Here is a 15463-nt window from a genome sequence, read left to right on the forward strand (position 1 = left end):
ATCTCCCCGCGACGCCGCAGACCGTCCACTGGGGCTACTTCGACCCGCGGATCGCCCCGGCCCTTACGGTCGCCTCCGGGGACCTCGTCCAGCTCGAGGCGCTCACCCACCACGCGGGCGACGCCCCCGACCTGCTCATGGACGAGGGCATCGAGCTCGTCTTCGACCGGGTCGGCGACCGCGGCCCCGGCCCGCATCTGCTCACCGGCCCGATCGCCGTCGCCGGCGCGCGCCCCGGCGCTCTACGGCGAGCTGCCCGCCGAACGCGTGACGATCTTCGAGCTCGACACCGAGGCGCTGCTCGGCCGCGCGCGCTTCGCCTACGAGTGGACGACGACGCCGCTCGCCGATCAGCCGGGGACGATCGTGCTGCCCGGGTCCGTCGACCGCGTCCCGGCCCTCGACGGCGTCGTCGTGCCGCTGCGGCCGCACTTCGGGACGATGGGCGTCGCGCCCTCGGCGCCCGAGCGCGTCTCCTCCGTGCCGCCGGGCGACGACGGCGGCAACCTCGACAACTGGCGGATCGGCGCCGGCGGGCGCATCTCCTACCCCGGGCAGGTGCCGGGCGCGCTGCTCTCCGTTGGCGACCCGCACGTCTCCCAGGGCGACGGCGAGGTGAGCGGGACCGCGCTCGGGGCGTCCCTCAACGGCCTGATCCGACTCACGATCCGGCGCGACCTCGCCTTCACCGCGCCGGTCCTGGAGACCGGCGCGGAGCTGCTCATCCACGGCTTCGGCGACACGCTCGACGAGGCGATGAAGGCCGCCGCGCTGCGCGTGCTCGACGTCCTGCGGCGCGTCTTCGGGCTCACCCGCTTCGACGCCTACGCCTTCATGTCCGTCGCCGTCGACTTCACCGTCACGCAGGTCGTCGACCAGCGCCAGGGCGTCCACGGCCGGATCGACAAGCGCTGCTTCCCGCGGTGGTCCGGACTCCCCGCATGATCCACGCGTTCACCTTCACGCCGGAGCAGGGCGTCCCGCCGTCCGTCGCGCCGTTCGCCCACGCGACCGCGGCCGGCGCGACGCTCTACGTCACCGGCCAGATGCCGACCGACACGACCGGGGCGCTCGTCGGGCCCGGCGATGTCGCCGCGCAGACCGATCAGGTGCTGCGCAACCTGCAGCGCGTCACCGAGCTCTGCGGCGGCACCCTGGCCGACGTCGTCTCCGTCCGCGCCTACCTCCTGCGCTGGGAGGACTACGAGGCCTTCAACGCCGCCTACGCACCCTGGTTCGGAGAGCGCCTGCCGTCGCGCACGTGCGTGGGGACGACCGGGCTCGCCGTCGGCGCGCTGGTCGAGATCGACTGGGTGTGCTGGAAGGCCGGCGGCTGGACGGCGTGAGCGCGAGCTACGAGGCGCCGCACACGGTCAGCCCGTAGCGGCGCGCCTGCGCGTTCGCCGCGGTGAACGGTTGCGCTTCCCGGGCAGTCCGAGCAGCACCGGATTCGCGCGCGCCCGAGTCAGGCCGTGCTCGATCGCAGTCGTAGATCGCCTCGGCCGCGCCGTCGTCCCCGGCGGGCGGGGTGAGGGCGCGGAGGTCACGCAGCTCCCGCTCGACGACGGGGAAGAACGCGGTGGAGGCGTAGCGGCGGATCTGCGGCAGCGTCGGGACGGCGGCGGTGAACGTCTGCTTCGCCGCGGTCGTGATGCGGGTGTTCGCCGTGCGGCAGATCGCGTCCGCGCGGGCGACGTCGGTCGCCTTCGACGGCGCCTTTGCGCTGTCGCCGCCGCCCGATCCGCAGCCCGCGGCGGTGAGCGTCAGGGCGGCCGCCAGCGCGACGGCGGGGGTACGGCTCGGCCTCATGGCGGCGGGCCCTAGTGCCGCCGCGACGCCCGGCTGTGAACGCGGCGTTGCCGGGGTGTCACTCGGCCCCGAGCACCGCGACCGCCGCGACGATGAGCGCGATCCCGGCGACCTGGTGGCGGGCGAGGCGCTCGTGGAAGAAGAGGCGCCCGAGGCCCGCGGCGACCGCGCCGGTGATCGAGGCCATGACCGCGGCGACGGCGACGTCGCTGCGCGCGCCGAGGGCGTAGGACGCGAACCCCGCGACCTCGAGCGCGCCGCCGCCGAGCGCATAGGGGAGCACCGCGCGGGGGACCGCGAGGCGACGCCGCGCGAGCAGCGGCAGGGACACGAGCAGCACGCCGATGACGCGCGGCGGCACGATGGCCCACGCGAGCGGGATCTCGTCGCCCGCCACCTGCCCGGTCGCGTAGAGGCCGAAGCCGAAGACGCACGCCGCGCCGGCGGCCCACCCGATCGCCCGTGCGACGACCTCGGTGTGGTGCGGGTCGTGCGGGACGGGGACGCTCGGGGCGCTGCGGCCCGCCTGCCACGCCACGAGCATGCAGCCGCTGATGACGCCGACGAGCGCCGCCGCGCGCGTCGCCCCCAGGCGCTGGCCGGCGGCGACCGAGATGACGGCGGTCACGCCGCCCTCGGCGGAGACGATCGGCGAGACCACCCCGAGCGCCCCGGTCGAGAGCGCCCGGTAGGCCATGAGCAGGCCGCCGACGTTCGCGGCCCCGGACGCCGCGAGCCACGCCCACGTCCCGCTCGAGACGTCGTGCGGGAGGCGGATCGCCAGCACCGGGAGGAGGAGCGCGAGGCCGAAGACCATGACCGCCCCGAGCGCGGCGGTCGGCCCGATGGCCCGCGAGGACCGGGTCGAGCACGCCGTCGCGGCGGCCCAGGCCAGGGCGGCGCCGAGGCCGCCGAGGATCGCGCCCACGCCGTGGGTCCTCAGCCCGCCGGGACGGGATTGCGGCGGGCGCCGATCACCGCGAGGACGGTAGCGTGCGGCGGCGTGACCCTCGCTCCCCACACGACCCTGCGCCTCGGCGGCCCCGCCGCGCGCGAGGTGACGGTGACCGACGAGAACGCGCTCGTCCACGCCGTCGCGGAGGCCGACGACGCCGGCGAACCGCTGCTCCTACTCGGCGGCGGCTCGAACGTCGTCATCGCCGACGAGGGCTTCCCGGGCCTCGTCGTCCTCATCCGCACGACGGGGATCGAGCGCGTCGAGGGCGGCGGCAAGGTCGTCCTCACGGTCGCGGCCGGGGAGGACTGGGACGGCTTCGTCGCGCGGGTGGTCGCCGACGGGCTCGCGGGGGTCGAGGCGCTCAGCGGCATCCCCGGTAGTGTCGGCGCGACCCCGATCCAGAACGTCGGCGCGTACGGGCAGGACGTCGCCGAGACGATCGTCCGTGTGCGCGCCTACGACCGTCACGAGCGCGCCGTCGTCGCGCTCGACGCGGCCGATTGCGGCTTCGGCTACCGGCACTCGCGCTTCAAGGACGAGCCGGGTCGGTTCGTCGTCCTCGACGTGAGCTTCGCGCTCGACCGTGGCGGGCTGTCGCGTCCGCTGCGCTACGTCGAGCTCACGCGGGCGCTCGACGTGCCGATCGGGGGCGCGGCGCCGCTGGCCGACGTCCGCGCGGCCGTCCTGCGCCTGCGCGCCGCGAAGGGCATGGTCCTCGACGCGGCCGACCACGACACGTGGTCGGCGGGCTCGTTCTTCACGAACCCGATCCTCGACCCGGAGGACTTCGCGGCGCTCGACGCACGGGTGCTCGAGCAGCTCGGGCCGGACGCGCGCCTGCCGCGCTACCCCGAGCCCGACGGGCGGCTGAAGACGTCGGCCGCGTGGCTCATCGAGCGCGCCGGCTTCGCCAAGGGGCACCCGGGCCGCGGCCCGGCGACGATCTCGGCGAAGCACACGCTCGCGCTGACGAACCGGGGGGACGCGACCACCGCCGACCTCGTCGCGCTCGCCCGCGAGGTGGCGGCCGGCGTGCGCGCCGCATACGGTGTCGCGCTCGTCCCCGAGCCGGTCTTCGTCGGCCACGACTGGGACCCGGACGACGACGGCGGCTGAGACGGAGGCCGCCGGCGGTCGCGGGGCGGCGGCAGCGGCTCCCCGAGCCGGCGTGCGGCCTCGTGGGTCATATACCCCCAGTTGACCGCACGCCGCACGGGGGAGGGGCGGCGGGCCGGGGCCCCTACGCCGCCATCGACTCCGTCGCGGCGTCGATCGCCGCCCGCGTCCCGCGGTTGCCCGCGCGCCACTGCAGCGGCGTCACGCCGCCGAAGCGGCGGAAGGCCTTGGCGAACTGCGCGCTCTGGCGGTAGCCGACGTGGCGGGCGATGTCGCGCACCGGGGTGCGCGTCTGCTCGAGGAGGTCGGCCGCGCGCTGCATGCGCAGACGGGTGAGGTAGGCGCGGAAGGTGTCGCCGTCCTCCTCGAAGAGCCGCTGGACCTGGCGGCGGGACGAGGAGACCTCGCGCGCGACGTCGTCGAGCGTGAGGTCGGCGTCGCCGTAGCGGTCGTCGAGGAAGGCGCGGACCTCGACGTAGAGGGCACGGCGCAGGGCGATGGTCATGGGGCGGTGCCGGACAGGAACGCTCATGCCTCGGATACGGTCGCCCGCCCGAAAAAGCGCACGACGATCCGACGTTTTCCTCTGACGGGTCCGGGGTCAGCGGACGGGCGCGCGGGCAGACCGGGGGTGGGAGGAGGGAGCGAGCGGCAGCGGCGGCCTACACCGCCGCTGCTGTTCGGGGTCTCCGCGCCCGAGGTCAGGCGCGCGCCGGGGGCGGCGGCCCCTGCGCGAGCCCGAGCCAGAAGGCCTGGATCGACCGCATCGCGTCGACGAACTCGAAGAAGTCCACCGGCTTGACGACGTAGCTGTTGGCATGCAGGTCGTACGCCGCGCCGACGTCGCGCGCCGCCGCGGACGTCGTGAGCACGACCACCGGAACCTGGCGCAGGCGGGCGTCCGCCTTCAGCCGCTCGAGGACGTGGAGGCCGTCGACCCCGGGGAGGTTCAGGTCGAGGAGGATGAGGTCCGGGGTCAGCGACGCGCTCCCGCCGCCCGCGCCGAAGAGCAGCTCGAGCGCCTCGTGCCCGTCGCGGGCGACCCGCAGGTCCACCGCCATGTCGTTCTCGATGAGCGCCTCGCGGACGAGCCGCGCGTCGGCCGCCGAGTCCTCGACGAGCAGCAGCAGCGGTCCGGCCGGTCCGCTCATGCGGCCGGCCCGTCGGGCAGCGTGAAGGAGAAGCACGAGCCGCCGCCCTCACGCGCGGTGACGCTGATCGTGCCGTCGTGGCGCTCGACGATCTTGTGGCAGATCGCGAGGCCGATCCCGGTGCCCGGCGCGTCCTCGCGGGGGTGCAGGCGCTGGAACATGTCGAAGACCTTCGGCGCGAGCTCCACCGGGATGCCGATGCCGTTGTCCTCGACGAGGATGCGCCACGCCGCGGCCTCCCGCTCGGCCCGGACGCGCACGACCGGCGGCGCCTGCGAGCGGAACTTCAGCGCGTTGCCGACGAGGTTGTCGACGAGCTGCGCGAGCTGCGTCGCGTCGCCGACGACCGTGGGCAGCGGCTCGACGACGAGCTCGGCCCCGGCGTCGGCGATCGCCTGCGTCAGCGACCGGCGCGTGCGGTCGAGGACCGCCGCGAGGTCGACGGGCTCGCGCCGGATCGCCTCCCGCCCGACGCGCGAGTAGCGCAGCAGGTCCTTGATGAGCGCCTGCATCCGCGCGGTCGCGTCGACGGTGTAGGCGATGTACTCGTCGGCCCGCGGGTCGAGCTTGCCCTCGTAGCGCCGGGCGAGCAGCTGGACGAACCCCGAGATGGAGCGCAGCGGCTCCTGCAGGTCGTGCGAGGCGATGTAGGCGAACGCCTCGAGATCCTGGTTCGAGCGCTCGACGTCCTGCAGCGTCTCCAGCAGCGCGCCGTTGGCCGCCTCGAGCGCGAGCCGCGCGCGCTCCCGCTCGATGACGCGGCCGACCTGGACGCCGACCTGCGCGACGACGTCGAGCACCCGCGCGTCGGGCTCCGCCGCCGCCGTCGCGAAGAGCTCGATGACGCCGACGACCTCGTGCCCGACGAGCACCGGGAAGGCGAAGCCGCTCTGGAGGCCGGCGGCGAGCGCGGCGTGGCGCCGCGGGAAGGACTCGTCCTCGGCGAGGCGCGGGATCCACGCGGGCTCGCCGGCGGCGAGCACGTGGCCCGGCAGCCCGACCCCCGGCGCGAAGTCCGTCGCCCGCGAGAGCGCCCGGAACCCGGCGAACCGCTCGGGGTCGGCGACGTGCCAATGGCCGGCCGAGCGCAGCACGCCGTCCTCGACGAGGAGGGCGTCCGCCACCGGCCACCCCGTGTACGCGCACAGGTCGGTGAGGATCCGGCCGATCGCGGCGTCGACGTTCTCCGCCTCGTTCGCCGCGCGGGCCACGCGCTCGAGGAGCTGCAGGTCCTCCCGCTGGACGTAGACCTCGCGGAGCGTCGACTCGGCGATGCGCTCGGCCTCGTGCCGCGCCAGGCGCTCCCGGTCCAGGCGGGACCGCAGCCGCGCGGCCGGGTCCGGCGCCGTCGTCAGCGGGTCGTCGTCACGACGATCTGGCACTTGGGCGCTCCGTGCTTCATGCACGCCGGCTGGTGGATGGTGGCGACCTCGCCGTAGTGGGCGGCCGCCGCCTCGATGAAGCCCTCGGCGAGCGAGCAGAGCTGCCGGCCGGACGCGTAGCCGATGACGAGCTCGTCGCCGGGCGAGACCGTGAAGTCGAAGACCGGCACCTCGGCGCCCGGATAGAGCTTGCGCACCTCGGGGTGGATGACGTCGTTGAGCGTGAGGAGGAACGGCCGCGTCGACGTGTGCGGCGTGAAGAACGCGGGGTAGCTCTGCGCGAGCAGCGGCAGCGCCTCGCGGCCGAACCAGCGCACGACGTCGTCCGCCGGGACCTCGAGCCGGGCACTCGCCGCGGCCACCAGGGCGAGCAGGTCCGCGTCCGGGTAGCTCCCGAGCGACGTGTACGCGCCCGCGAGCCGCGCGTCGTCGAGCAGGTCGTCCCACGTGTCCTCCCCGTGCTCACGCGTGACGACGTTCTCCAGCAGGTTGAACACGATGCCCTTGATGACGGTTCCCTCCGTGCGGTCCGGGTGCTTCTCGGGGGGAACCTAACGCACGTCGCGCCGGACGGCCTTGCCTACGGCCGCGTCGACGAACAGCAGCTTCTCGATGACCGCGGGCGTCAGCACGAACGGGTACAGCTCCGGGATTCCCATCGACCGGCAGATGCCGTTCATCGCGAAGGTGAAGGGGATCCAGTCCTTCAGCGTCTGGCGGAAGCCGAGGTCCGCCGTGTCACCGGGGATCGCGAGCTGCGTGCGCATCCCGTGGGCGGCGGCGGTCTGCGACGTGTCCGAGATGTGGAGGTAGTGCGCCCACGTCTCCGCCCAGTCCTCCCACGGGTGCATGGTCGCGTAGGCGCTCACGTGCTCGGCCGCCCAGTCCGGCGGCGGCCCTTCGGCGTAGTGGCGCTCGAGCGCGTCGGCGTAGCTCTCGCGCTCGTCCCCGAAGAGCTCGCGGTAGCGGTCGATGAGCCCGGTCTGCTCGACGACGATCGGCCAGTAGTAGTGGCCGATCTCGTGGCGGAAGTGGCCGAGCAGCGTGCGGTACGGCTCGCCGAGCTGCTCGCGCATCATCTCGCGGTGGGCGCCGTCCGCCTCGTCGAGGTCGAGCGTGATGAGCCCGTCGGCGTGACCGGTGCTGACGGCCCGGTGCTCGCTCGAGAGGAGGTCGAAGGCGAGGCCGCCGTCGGGCTGCTCGGCCTGGCCCACGACCGGGAGCCCGAGCTCGAAGAGCGTGAAGAGCAGCCGGCGCTTGGCCCCCTCGGCGTCGGCGAAGTCGAGCAGCGCGTCCGCGTCGTCGTTCGCCGGACGCGTGTGCGTGAGCGCGCAGCTGCGGCAGAGCCCATTCTCCTCGGTGACGAGCCAGTTGCAGCGCGCGAGCTCCGCGTTGCGGCAGCGCCGGCGCAGCGGCGCGTCGTCCGGGTCGCCGACGACCCGCAGCCAGCCGTCCGCGATCGGCTCCTCGACGAGCGCCGTGACCATCTCGCGGCGCTCGGGCTCGAACCCGAGGCCGGACATGCACGTGAGGCAGAGGGAGTTCTCGAAGTAGACCGCGTGGTGGCAGACCCCGCAGCTGAACGTCCGCACCTACGGGGCCGCCAGCCACAGCGCGTCGTCGCCCAGCGCGACGCGGGTGGCGTCGCCCGCGGCGACCGCCTCGATGAGGGCCAGCTCGGCGTGCTCGGTGTCGCTGGCCGTCAGGTGCGGCGCCATGACGGCGGCGACCTCGGCGGTCGTCAGCCCGTACTCGAACTCCCGCAGCACCTCGGCGGCGCTCTCCGGCGTGGGACGGCGCTCGAGCGTCGGGTCGAGGTTCGCGAGACAGACGTCGTACGCCTCGACGGGCTGGAAGCCGCCGGCCTCGAGCATCGTCCCGTCGCGGTGGGTGAACTGCAGCGACGGCGCGGTGAAGCGGACGGGGCCGTCGCTCTGCGCGGACTTGCCCTGCGCCTCGGTCGGGCCGCCCGCGGCGGTGCGGGTGCGCGCGCGATCGGTCTGGTATGCCTCCTCGGTCCGCGGGTCGTCGATCGCGGCGACGACGAGGTCGGCGTCGAGCCCGGGCACGCGGGCGAGGGCGGTGCGGATGCCCTCGTCGGTGTCGAACAGGGCCGTCGTCGTGAAGTGGGTGAACTGCAGGGCGCGGAAGACGGCGTACTCGAGCTCGGGGGCGAGCAGGCGCGTGGCGACGATCGCCCGGCAGGCGCGGCCGGTGGCGGTGACGCGCTCGCGGGGGGCGGTCGCGAACGGCATGCCGTAGGCGCGGAAGCCGAGGTAGCCCTTGGCCTGTCGCTCGGGCGTGTAGCCGCGGCCGATGTAGCGCTCGGGATCCTCGGCGAGGCCGATGGTGGCGAGCTCCCAGTCGAGCTGCATGCCGTACCGCCAGTGCAGGACGGCGAGCGCCGGCGAGGCCGAGTACGCCCAGGGGCAACCCGGATCGGTGTAGTGCGTGACGGAGACGGCGGTGGTCGTGGGAGTGGCCATGTCGTCTCAGGGTACCCAGGAGCGTTGCGTACGCAACCACTTGTGTCGCGGAGGCGCTCCGCTCGGATAGTTTGCGCCTGGGCAGCCTCGTCATGGTCAAGTACCTCGGTTCCAAGCGGACGCTCGTCCCGCTCATCCGCGACATCGCCGCCGGGCTCCCCGCGACGACCGCCGCCGACCCGTTCACCGGGACCACCCGGGTCGCGCAGGGCCTGCGGCGCGCGGGCCTCGTCGTCCACGCGAGCGACACGGCGAGCTACAGCGAGGTCCTCGGCGGCGCCTACGTCGCGGCCGGCGACGACGTCGACCGCGCGGAGCTGCGTCGCCTGCTCGCGCACCTGGGGCAGCTGCCGGGCGTCGACGGCTACGTCACGCAGACGTTCTGCCGCACCGCGCGCTTCCTGCAGGAGCACAACGGCCGCCGCGTCGACGCGATCCGCGCCGAGGTCGACCGCCTCGGCCTGGAGGGGACGCTGCGCGCGCTCGTCCTCACGAGCCTGCTCGAGGCGACCGATCGCGTCGACTCGACGTGCGGGCTGCAGATGGCCTTCGTCAAGGCGTGGTCCAAGCGCTCCTACCGGCCGCTCACCCTCCGCGAGCCGGTCGCGGTCGACGGGCCGCCCGGCACGATCGCCCGGGCCGACGCGAACGCCCACGCCGCCTCCGGCGCCCTCGACGACGTCGACCTCGTCTACCTCGACCCGCCCTACAACCGGCACTCGTACTTCTCGAACTACCACGTGTGGGAGACCCTCATCCGCTGGGACGCGCCGCCGCACTACGGCATCGCGTGCAAGCGGGAGGACTGCCGCTCGACGAAGAGCGCCTACAACTCGGTGCCGCGCGCGTGGGGCGTCTACGCGGACCTCGTCGAGCGGCTGCGCGCGCCGTGGATCGTCGCGTCGTTCAGCGACGAGGGGTTCCACCGGCCCGAGGCGATCGAGGCGCTGCTCGCGTCGACCGGGCGCGAGGTGCGGGTCGTCGCGGTCGAGGGCGCGCGCTACGTCGGGGCGCGCATCGGGATCCACAACCCCGCGGGCGAGGTCGTCGGGACGGTCTCGCACCTGCGCAACCGGGAGCTGCTGTTCGTCGCCGGGCCGGACGGCGCGGTCATCGACGCGGCGCTGGGGGCGGCGGAACGACGGAGGGGCGCCGTCGTGGCGCCCCTCCGATCCCCTTGATCTGGCCCCGAGCGGGGTCAGGCGGGCTGCCTCAGCAGATCACCTGCAGGTGGAACGGGACGAGCACCGCGGGCGTCGGGGTGCCGGCCTCGTCGACGCGGACCTGCTTGCCGTCCGCGGTCACCGAGGACACCGCGAGGCTCAGGCCGGACGTCGCGGTCGCCGTGTTCGGCGTCGCGGTGAACGAGCACTTGCTCACGTCCTTGGTGAACGTCACGGTCGCCGTGGTCGTCGCGGGCGTGACGGCCGCCGTCGCCGTGCCGCCGCGGCTCGCGGTGACCTTGCCGGTCGCGTCGACCGCCGCGAAGAGGAAGTCGCCGGCCTGGGCGAACGCGGCCGGCTCCTGGCCGCCGAGCTTCGCGCTGTCGGTCGCCTTCTCGGTCGCGCCGAGGAAGTCGGTGGCGTTCTTGCCGTCGACGCGGTCGGCGTTCAGGCCGGTGGCGACGCCGGTCGCGTTCGTGGTGAACGGCTTGGTGGCATCCCCGCCCTTGCCGACGGTGATCAGGCCCGCGGTGAGGCCGTTGGACGCGTTGAACTCGAAGGCGTACCCCGTCGAGAGGTTGTTCGCGCGCAGGCAGGGGTTCGTCGGCGGGATCGCCGCCGAGCCGCCCGCGGTGGAACGGCAGCCGTACACGGCGCCGCCGCCGGTCGACGAGAGGTTGGACTGCCGGGTCGAGTACCCGCCGGTCGGGCCGTTCGTCGAGTTGATGTTCGCGATGATCTCGGTCTCCGCCGAGGTCGTGCCGTTGCGCTTGCCCTGCAGCAGTGGGCTGCCGGTCGCGGCGAAGCCGGTGGCGGTCACGCCGATGGCGAGGATGCCGGTGGCGGCGATGACGTTGCGGGTGCGGACCGACCCGGTCCCGAAGCGGCCTCGGAGGCCGCGGCGCGGCTCGTCGGGCTGCTGATCATGCTTGCTCATGTGTTCTCCCTGCGGTTGGGGTGGTACGGCGGGAACCCGCCTGCACCTCGGCAGGTTGCGGTCGCTCGGGCCGGGTGCAGCCGCACGCACAGCCCGCGTTTCGGGGGCGGCGGGGGCGGGTAACGTCGCCCGTCGGCCGCCCGCCGCCCCCAGGCGTCAGGCGAGGTTCGAGCGCCGCGGGTAGGCGACCGACGGGTCGGTGAGGACGTTCACGAGCGCGGGCTTGCCGGCCTCGAACGCGCGGTGCAGCGCGCCCTTCACCGCGTCCGGGTCCTCGACGAGCTCGCCGTGTCCGCCGAGCGCCTCGACCACGAGGTCGTAGCGCGTGCGCGGGGTGAGCTCGGCCGCGACGGAGTAGCCGTAGAGGAACTCCATCGGGTGCTTCTCGAGCGCCCAGATCCCGTTGTTGCCCATGACGCCGACGACGTTCACGCCGTGGCGGGCGAGCGTGTCGTACTCCATCCCGCCGAAGCCGAAGGCGCCGTCGCCGAGCATGAGGACGACCTGCTTGTCGGGGCGCGCGAGCTTCGCGGCGAGCGCGTAGCCGGGGCCGGAGCCGAGGCAGCCGAACGGCCCCGGGTCCATCCAGCAGCCGGGCTCGTAGCTGTCGATGACCTTGCCGGCGTAGGAGACGAAGTCGCCGCCGTCGCCGATGATGATCGCGTCGCGGTCGACGACCTCGGCGAGCTCCTTGTAGAGGCGCATCGGGTGCAGCGGGCTGCGCCCGTCCGTCAGCTCGGCGGCCTCGGCGGCGCGCTTCTCGGTCTCGCTCGCGCGCAGCCGCGCGACCCACGCGCTCGTGTCCTGGGCGCCCTTCGCCCCCGCGGTCAGCGCGCGCAGCGTCCCGGCGATCGAGCCGACGAGCTCGGCCGCGACCTGACGCGGGTGCTCGCGGATCGCCTCGGCACGGTCGACGACGATGAGCTCGGTCTGCTCCCCGAACGCCCCGCCGAACGCGAGGCGGAAGTCCATCGGGACGCCGATGACGATCGCGACGTCCGCCCCTTTCAGCCCCTCGCTCCGGGCACGGGAGAAGGCGAGGCGGTGGTCGGCGGGGACGCAGCCGCGCGCCATGCCGTTGAGGAAGACCGGCACGCCGAGCTCCTCGCAGAGCTCGAGCAGCGCCACCTCGCCGTGGCCCCAGTAGAGGTTCGTGCCGGCCATGACGACGGGGCGCTCGGCGTCGCGCAGGAGGGCGATCGCGCGGTCGAGCTGCCCGCCGTCCGCCTCGGGGCCGCCCTCGGGATCGCGCGGGGCGACCGGCGTCCCGGGGTCCGGCGCCTCGGAGAAGACGTGGTCCATCGGGAAGTCGACGAACGTCGGGCCCGAGTGCGGCGCGAGCGCGGTGGCGATCGCGTCGTCGACGAGGCCGGGGATCTCGGCGGGCGAGTCGGCGGTCTGCGCGGACTTCGTGAGCGGCCGGACGAACGGGATGTGGTCGATCTCCTGCAGCGACCCGCTGCCCCAGCGCAGGGCGGGCGCGCGGCCGGCGAGCACGGCGATCGGCGACTGGTTCATCTGGGCGGAGCCGAGCGCGCTCATCGCGTTCGTCACGCCGGGGCCCGCGGTGACGGCGGCGACGCCGACCTCGCGCGTGACCTTCGCCCAGCCCTCGGCCGCGAATGTCGCGGCCTGCTCGTGGCGGGTGTCGACGATGTCGATCCCCTCCGCCCGGCAGCCGTCGTAGATCGGGAAGATGTGCCCGCCCGAGAGCGTGAAGATCTTCGTGACGCCGTGGGCCTTCAGGCGGCGGGCGATGAGCTTGCCCCCGTGGACGGCGGTGGTCTGCTCGGTCTCTGCGCTGGACATGGGGCGAGCCTATCCAGGCGACGCGGCGATCTTCACCGCCAGGGCGCCCAGCACCCCGCCCATGAACCAGCGCTGCGCGCGCAGCCAGGCCGGCCGGGTCGCGAGGAAGGCCGCGACGCTGCCGGCGAAGACGACGATGATCCCGTTGCCGAGCAGCGCGATCGTCGCCTGGGTGCCGCCGAGGACGAGCGTCTGCAGGGCGACCGAGCCGCGGTCGGGGTCGATGAACTGCGGCAGCAGCGAGACGTAGAGGACGGCGATCTTCGGGTTCAGGAGGTTCGTGACGAGGCCCATCGTGAAGAGGCGCCGCGGCGGGTCGGCGGCGAGCGGGAGCCGCTCGGGGTCGACCGCGCCGTCTGCCGCGACCGCGAACACCGGCCGTCCTCCGGGGCGGACCGCCTGCCAGGCGAGGTGGACGAGGTAGACGGCTCCGGCGAGCCTCACCACGGTGTAGGCGGCCGGGACGGCGACGAAGACCGTCACGAGGCCGGCCGCGGCGGCGCAGAGGTAGACGAGGAAGCCGGCCGCCGTCCCCGTGAGCGAGATGAGGCCGGCCCGGCGCCCCTGGGTCAGCGACCGCGAGACGAGGTAGAGCATGTTCGGCCCCGGCGTCAGGACGAGGCCGAGGGCCACGAGGGCGATGCCCGCCTCGGCCGCCGGGGTGATCACGCTCGGAACGGTAGCCCACCCGGCCGGACGCAACGCGCGTCCCGTCGGGCCGATCGGCCGACGAAAAGCACGAGCGGCCTTGATAAACACGGGGGGTGGCCACGACCCCGCCGCGCCGCCGGCGCACCCCACCGCCTCCGCCGCGCCGGACCCGCCCGATCCCCCGCGGCCCCCGGCCCCACCGCCGGCGCCGCCGCCTCGCGGTGCTCACGGCGGTCCCGCTGCTCGTCGTCCTCGGCCTGCTCGCGGTGCGGATCGTCTACAGCGGGCGGGCGCTCCCGGGCACCACGCTCGCGGGGGTCAGCGTCGAGGGGGACAGCCGCAGCTCGCTCGAGAGCCGCATGCAGCGGCTGGCGACCGCCGCGGTGACGGTCACCGGCGCCGGGCAGCGCCTGAAGGTCACCCCGCAGGCCGCCGGCTATCGCCACGACGTGCCGGCGACCGTCGACAAGGTGCTCGACGTCGGCCGCACCGGCCCGGTCCTCGGGTTCGTCGACACCGCGAAGGGCCTCGTCGGGTCCCACGACGTGACGCCCGTCGACCACATCGACCCGCGCGCGATGGCCGGGACGACGAAGGGCGTCGCGCACGTCATCGACCGCGTGAGCTACCCGGGCGGGATCACCGTCGACCCCGCGACGCTGGACGTCGCCGTCCGCGCGCCGCGCGCGGGCCGCGTCGTCGACCGCCCGCGCCTGGCGCGGCTGCTCGCGACGGCGCTGCGGCAGGGACGGCGCGTGGTCCGCGCGCCGTACCGGACGTCCGCGGTCCCGGCGCGCGGCGCGATCCGCGCGGTGGCGGACGCGGCGACCGCGGACCTCGCCGCGCCCCTGCGCCTCACCGGCGCCGGCCGCGAGGTCGTCGTGCGTCCGCGGCAGCTCGCACCGCTCCTGCGCCTGCGGGCGTCCGCGGACGACCCCACGCAGGTCCGGCTCGGCAGCGACGAGACCGCGCTCGGCGCCCTCGTCGCGCGTGTGGCGGCGCAGCGCGACCAGAAGGCACGCGAGCCGCGGATCGCCGCGCCCGCCCGCGCCGCGATCGTCGACGGCAAGGGCAGGGTGACGTGGCGGCCGCGCGGGGCGCGCATCCGCGTCGTGCGGGACGGCCGCGTCGGCATCACCGTGGACCGGGGCGCGGCGCTCACGGCGATCGCCGACGCGATCCGCACCGGCCGCCACCAGGTCCGCCTCCCGGTCACCCGCGACACGCCGAAGGTCACCCCGCTGCAGGCGCGGCGGATCGACTCGCTCATCGGGACGTTCACGACCCGCTACGTCGCGGGCCAGCCGCGCGTGACGAACATCCGCACGATGGCCCGCACCGTCGACGGGACGATCGTCCCGCCCGGCGGCCAGTTCGACCTCAACGCGATCGTCGGCCCCCGCACGAAGGCCGGCGGCTACGTCAAGGCGCCGTTCATCGCCGACGGCAAGATCGTCCCGTCGATCGGCGGCGGCGTCTCCCAGGTCTCCACGACGATCTACAACGCCGCCTACTTCGCCGGCCTGCGCCTCGACACCCACCAGCCGCACAGCTTCTACATCGACCGCTACCCGCCCGGCCGGGAGGCGACGCTCGACTACCCGAGCATCGACATGAAGTGGACGAACGACACGAACGCCCCCGTCCTCGTGCGCACCTCCACCGACGCGACCTCGATCACCGTGAGCCTCTACGGCCACAACGGCGGCCGCCGCGTGACCGCCGAGCCCGGCCCCCGCCGCCACGTCGCCGGCAGGGACTTCCGCATCCGGGTGGTGCGGACGATCCGGCGGCCAAGCGGCCAGGTCCAGCAGGACAGCTTCACGACGACGTACGACAAGAGCCCGGAGTAGGGCCGAAGCCGGCCCGCCGCCCCGCCCGCCCGCACCAGCCGGCCCCGCCGCAGCCGGCCCCGCCCCAGGCACAGCGTGCGGTCTCGTCGGGGGATATGACCCACGAGGCCGCACGCCGCCCGGGAGACCCGCCGCAGCCGGCCCGCCG

Annotated in this window: 16 protein-coding genes; 5 read left to right on the top strand and 11 right to left on the bottom strand. The window is 74.6% G+C overall.

Annotation, left to right across the window (positions count from 1 at the left end; translation table 11 throughout):
* The first annotated feature begins 267 nt into the window (after positions 1–267).
* Both NBH00_RS03365 and NBH00_RS03370 read left to right on the top strand, forming a co-directional pair.
* A complete protein-coding gene (locus tag NBH00_RS03365; protein ID WP_254571943.1) occupies positions 268–945 on the top strand; it encodes an acetamidase/formamidase family protein in 678 nt (225 codons plus the stop codon).
* Complete coding sequence (locus NBH00_RS03370) at positions 942–1346, top strand: RidA family protein (RefSeq protein WP_254571944.1); 405 nt, start codon at positions 942–944, stop codon at positions 1344–1346. Before NBH00_RS03365 ends, NBH00_RS03370 begins: the two co-directional genes overlap by 4 nt.
* Positions 1347–1353: 7 nt before the next feature.
* Here the strand turns inward: NBH00_RS03370 and NBH00_RS03375 are convergent, their stop codons facing one another.
* Together NBH00_RS03375 and NBH00_RS03380 are read right to left on the bottom strand one after the other, a co-directional pair.
* Positions 1354–1809: a hypothetical protein gene (locus tag NBH00_RS03375; protein ID WP_254571945.1), complete on the bottom strand. Its 456-nt coding sequence runs from the start codon at positions 1807–1809 to the stop codon at positions 1354–1356.
* Between the two features lie 58 nt (positions 1810–1867).
* Positions 1868–2737, bottom strand: a complete 870-nt coding sequence (locus NBH00_RS03380) for an EamA family transporter (protein WP_254571946.1) — start codon at positions 2735–2737, stop codon at positions 1868–1870.
* Between the two features lie 75 nt (positions 2738–2812).
* Between NBH00_RS03380 and NBH00_RS03385 the strand changes: the two genes are divergently transcribed.
* Positions 2813–3883, top strand: a complete 1071-nt coding sequence (locus NBH00_RS03385) for a UDP-N-acetylmuramate dehydrogenase (protein ID WP_254571947.1) — start codon at positions 2813–2815, stop codon at positions 3881–3883.
* 124 nt (positions 3884–4007) lie between these two features.
* Here NBH00_RS03385 and NBH00_RS03390 read toward each other — a convergent pair whose 3' ends face one another.
* The 6 genes from NBH00_RS03390 to NBH00_RS03415 form a co-directional block, all read right to left on the bottom strand.
* Complete coding sequence (locus NBH00_RS03390; protein WP_254571948.1) at positions 4008–4388, bottom strand: helix-turn-helix transcriptional regulator; 381 nt, start codon at positions 4386–4388, stop codon at positions 4008–4010.
* Between the two features lie 196 nt (positions 4389–4584).
* Positions 4585–5034 carry a response regulator gene (locus NBH00_RS03395; protein WP_254571949.1) on the bottom strand — a complete coding sequence of 150 codons (450 nt, stop codon included), beginning with the start codon at positions 5032–5034 and terminating at the stop codon, positions 4585–4587.
* Complete coding sequence (locus tag NBH00_RS03400; RefSeq protein ID WP_254571950.1) at positions 5031–6416, bottom strand: sensor histidine kinase; 1386 nt, start codon at positions 6414–6416, stop codon at positions 5031–5033. Before NBH00_RS03400 ends, NBH00_RS03395 begins: the two co-directional genes overlap by 4 nt.
* Positions 6386–6913, bottom strand: a complete 528-nt coding sequence (locus tag NBH00_RS03405) for a heme NO-binding domain-containing protein (protein WP_254571951.1) — start codon at positions 6911–6913, stop codon at positions 6386–6388. The genes NBH00_RS03400 and NBH00_RS03405 overlap by 31 nt, the downstream gene beginning before the upstream one ends.
* Before the next feature lie 54 nt (positions 6914–6967).
* On the bottom strand, positions 6968–8008 hold the full coding sequence (locus NBH00_RS03410; RefSeq protein WP_254571952.1) for a zinc-binding metallopeptidase family protein: 1041 nt from the start codon (positions 8006–8008) through the stop codon (positions 6968–6970).
* A complete protein-coding gene (locus tag NBH00_RS03415) occupies positions 8009–8902 on the bottom strand; it encodes a thioredoxin domain-containing protein (protein ID WP_254571953.1) in 894 nt (297 codons plus the stop codon).
* Positions 8903–8994: 92 nt separating this feature from the next.
* On the opposite strand from NBH00_RS03415, the gene NBH00_RS03420 reads away from it, so the two are divergent.
* Positions 8995–10083: a DNA adenine methylase gene (locus NBH00_RS03420; RefSeq protein ID WP_254571954.1), complete on the top strand. Its 1089-nt coding sequence runs from the start codon at positions 8995–8997 to the stop codon at positions 10081–10083.
* Between the two features lie 31 nt (positions 10084–10114).
* On the opposite strand, the gene NBH00_RS03425 is transcribed toward NBH00_RS03420, so the two are convergent.
* The 3 genes from NBH00_RS03425 to NBH00_RS03435 form a co-directional block, all read right to left on the bottom strand.
* Entirely contained in the window at positions 10115–11002 is an 888-nt protein-coding gene (locus NBH00_RS03425) for a hypothetical protein (RefSeq protein WP_254571955.1), read from the bottom strand.
* Between the two features lie 156 nt (positions 11003–11158).
* Positions 11159–12811: an acetolactate synthase gene (locus tag NBH00_RS03430; RefSeq protein ID WP_254571956.1), complete on the bottom strand. Its 1653-nt coding sequence runs from the start codon at positions 12809–12811 to the stop codon at positions 11159–11161.
* Between the two features lie 9 nt (positions 12812–12820).
* Complete coding sequence (locus NBH00_RS03435) at positions 12821–13480, bottom strand: LysE family translocator (RefSeq protein WP_254571957.1); 660 nt, start codon at positions 13478–13480, stop codon at positions 12821–12823.
* A gap of 203 nt (positions 13481–13683) precedes the next feature.
* On the opposite strand from NBH00_RS03435, the gene NBH00_RS03440 reads away from it, so the two are divergent.
* Entirely contained in the window at positions 13684–15315 is a 1632-nt protein-coding gene (locus NBH00_RS03440; RefSeq protein WP_254571958.1) for a VanW family protein, read from the top strand.
* Positions 15316–15463: the final 148 nt, after the last annotated feature.

It is taken from the genome of Paraconexibacter antarcticus, assembly GCF_024220175.1.
Lineage (GTDB): Bacteria > Actinomycetota > Thermoleophilia > Solirubrobacterales > Solirubrobacteraceae > Paraconexibacter > Paraconexibacter antarcticus.

Excerpts from the sequence above, each read along its gene's own strand:
- NBH00_RS03420 (WP_254571954.1), top strand. The coding sequence starts at position 8,995 with ATGGTCAAGTACCTCGGTTCCAAGCGGACGCTCGTCCCGCTCATCCGC.
- NBH00_RS03430 (WP_254571956.1), bottom strand. The coding sequence starts at position 12,811 with ATGTCCAGCGCAGAGACCGAGCAGACCACCGCCGTCCACGGGGGCAAG.
- NBH00_RS03375 (WP_254571945.1), bottom strand. The coding sequence starts at position 1,809 with ATGAGGCCGAGCCGTACCCCCGCCGTCGCGCTGGCGGCCGCCCTGACG.
- NBH00_RS03415 (WP_254571953.1), bottom strand. The coding sequence starts at position 8,902 with ATGGCCACTCCCACGACCACCGCCGTCTCCGTCACGCACTACACCGAT.
- NBH00_RS03390 (WP_254571948.1), bottom strand. The coding sequence starts at position 4,388 with ATGACCATCGCCCTGCGCCGTGCCCTCTACGTCGAGGTCCGCGCCTTC.
- NBH00_RS03425 (WP_254571955.1), bottom strand. The coding sequence starts at position 11,002 with ATGAGCAAGCATGATCAGCAGCCCGACGAGCCGCGCCGCGGCCTCCGA.
- NBH00_RS03370 (WP_254571944.1), top strand. The coding sequence starts at position 942 with ATGATCCACGCGTTCACCTTCACGCCGGAGCAGGGCGTCCCGCCGTCC.
- NBH00_RS03395 (WP_254571949.1), bottom strand. The coding sequence starts at position 5,034 with ATGAGCGGACCGGCCGGACCGCTGCTGCTGCTCGTCGAGGACTCGGCG.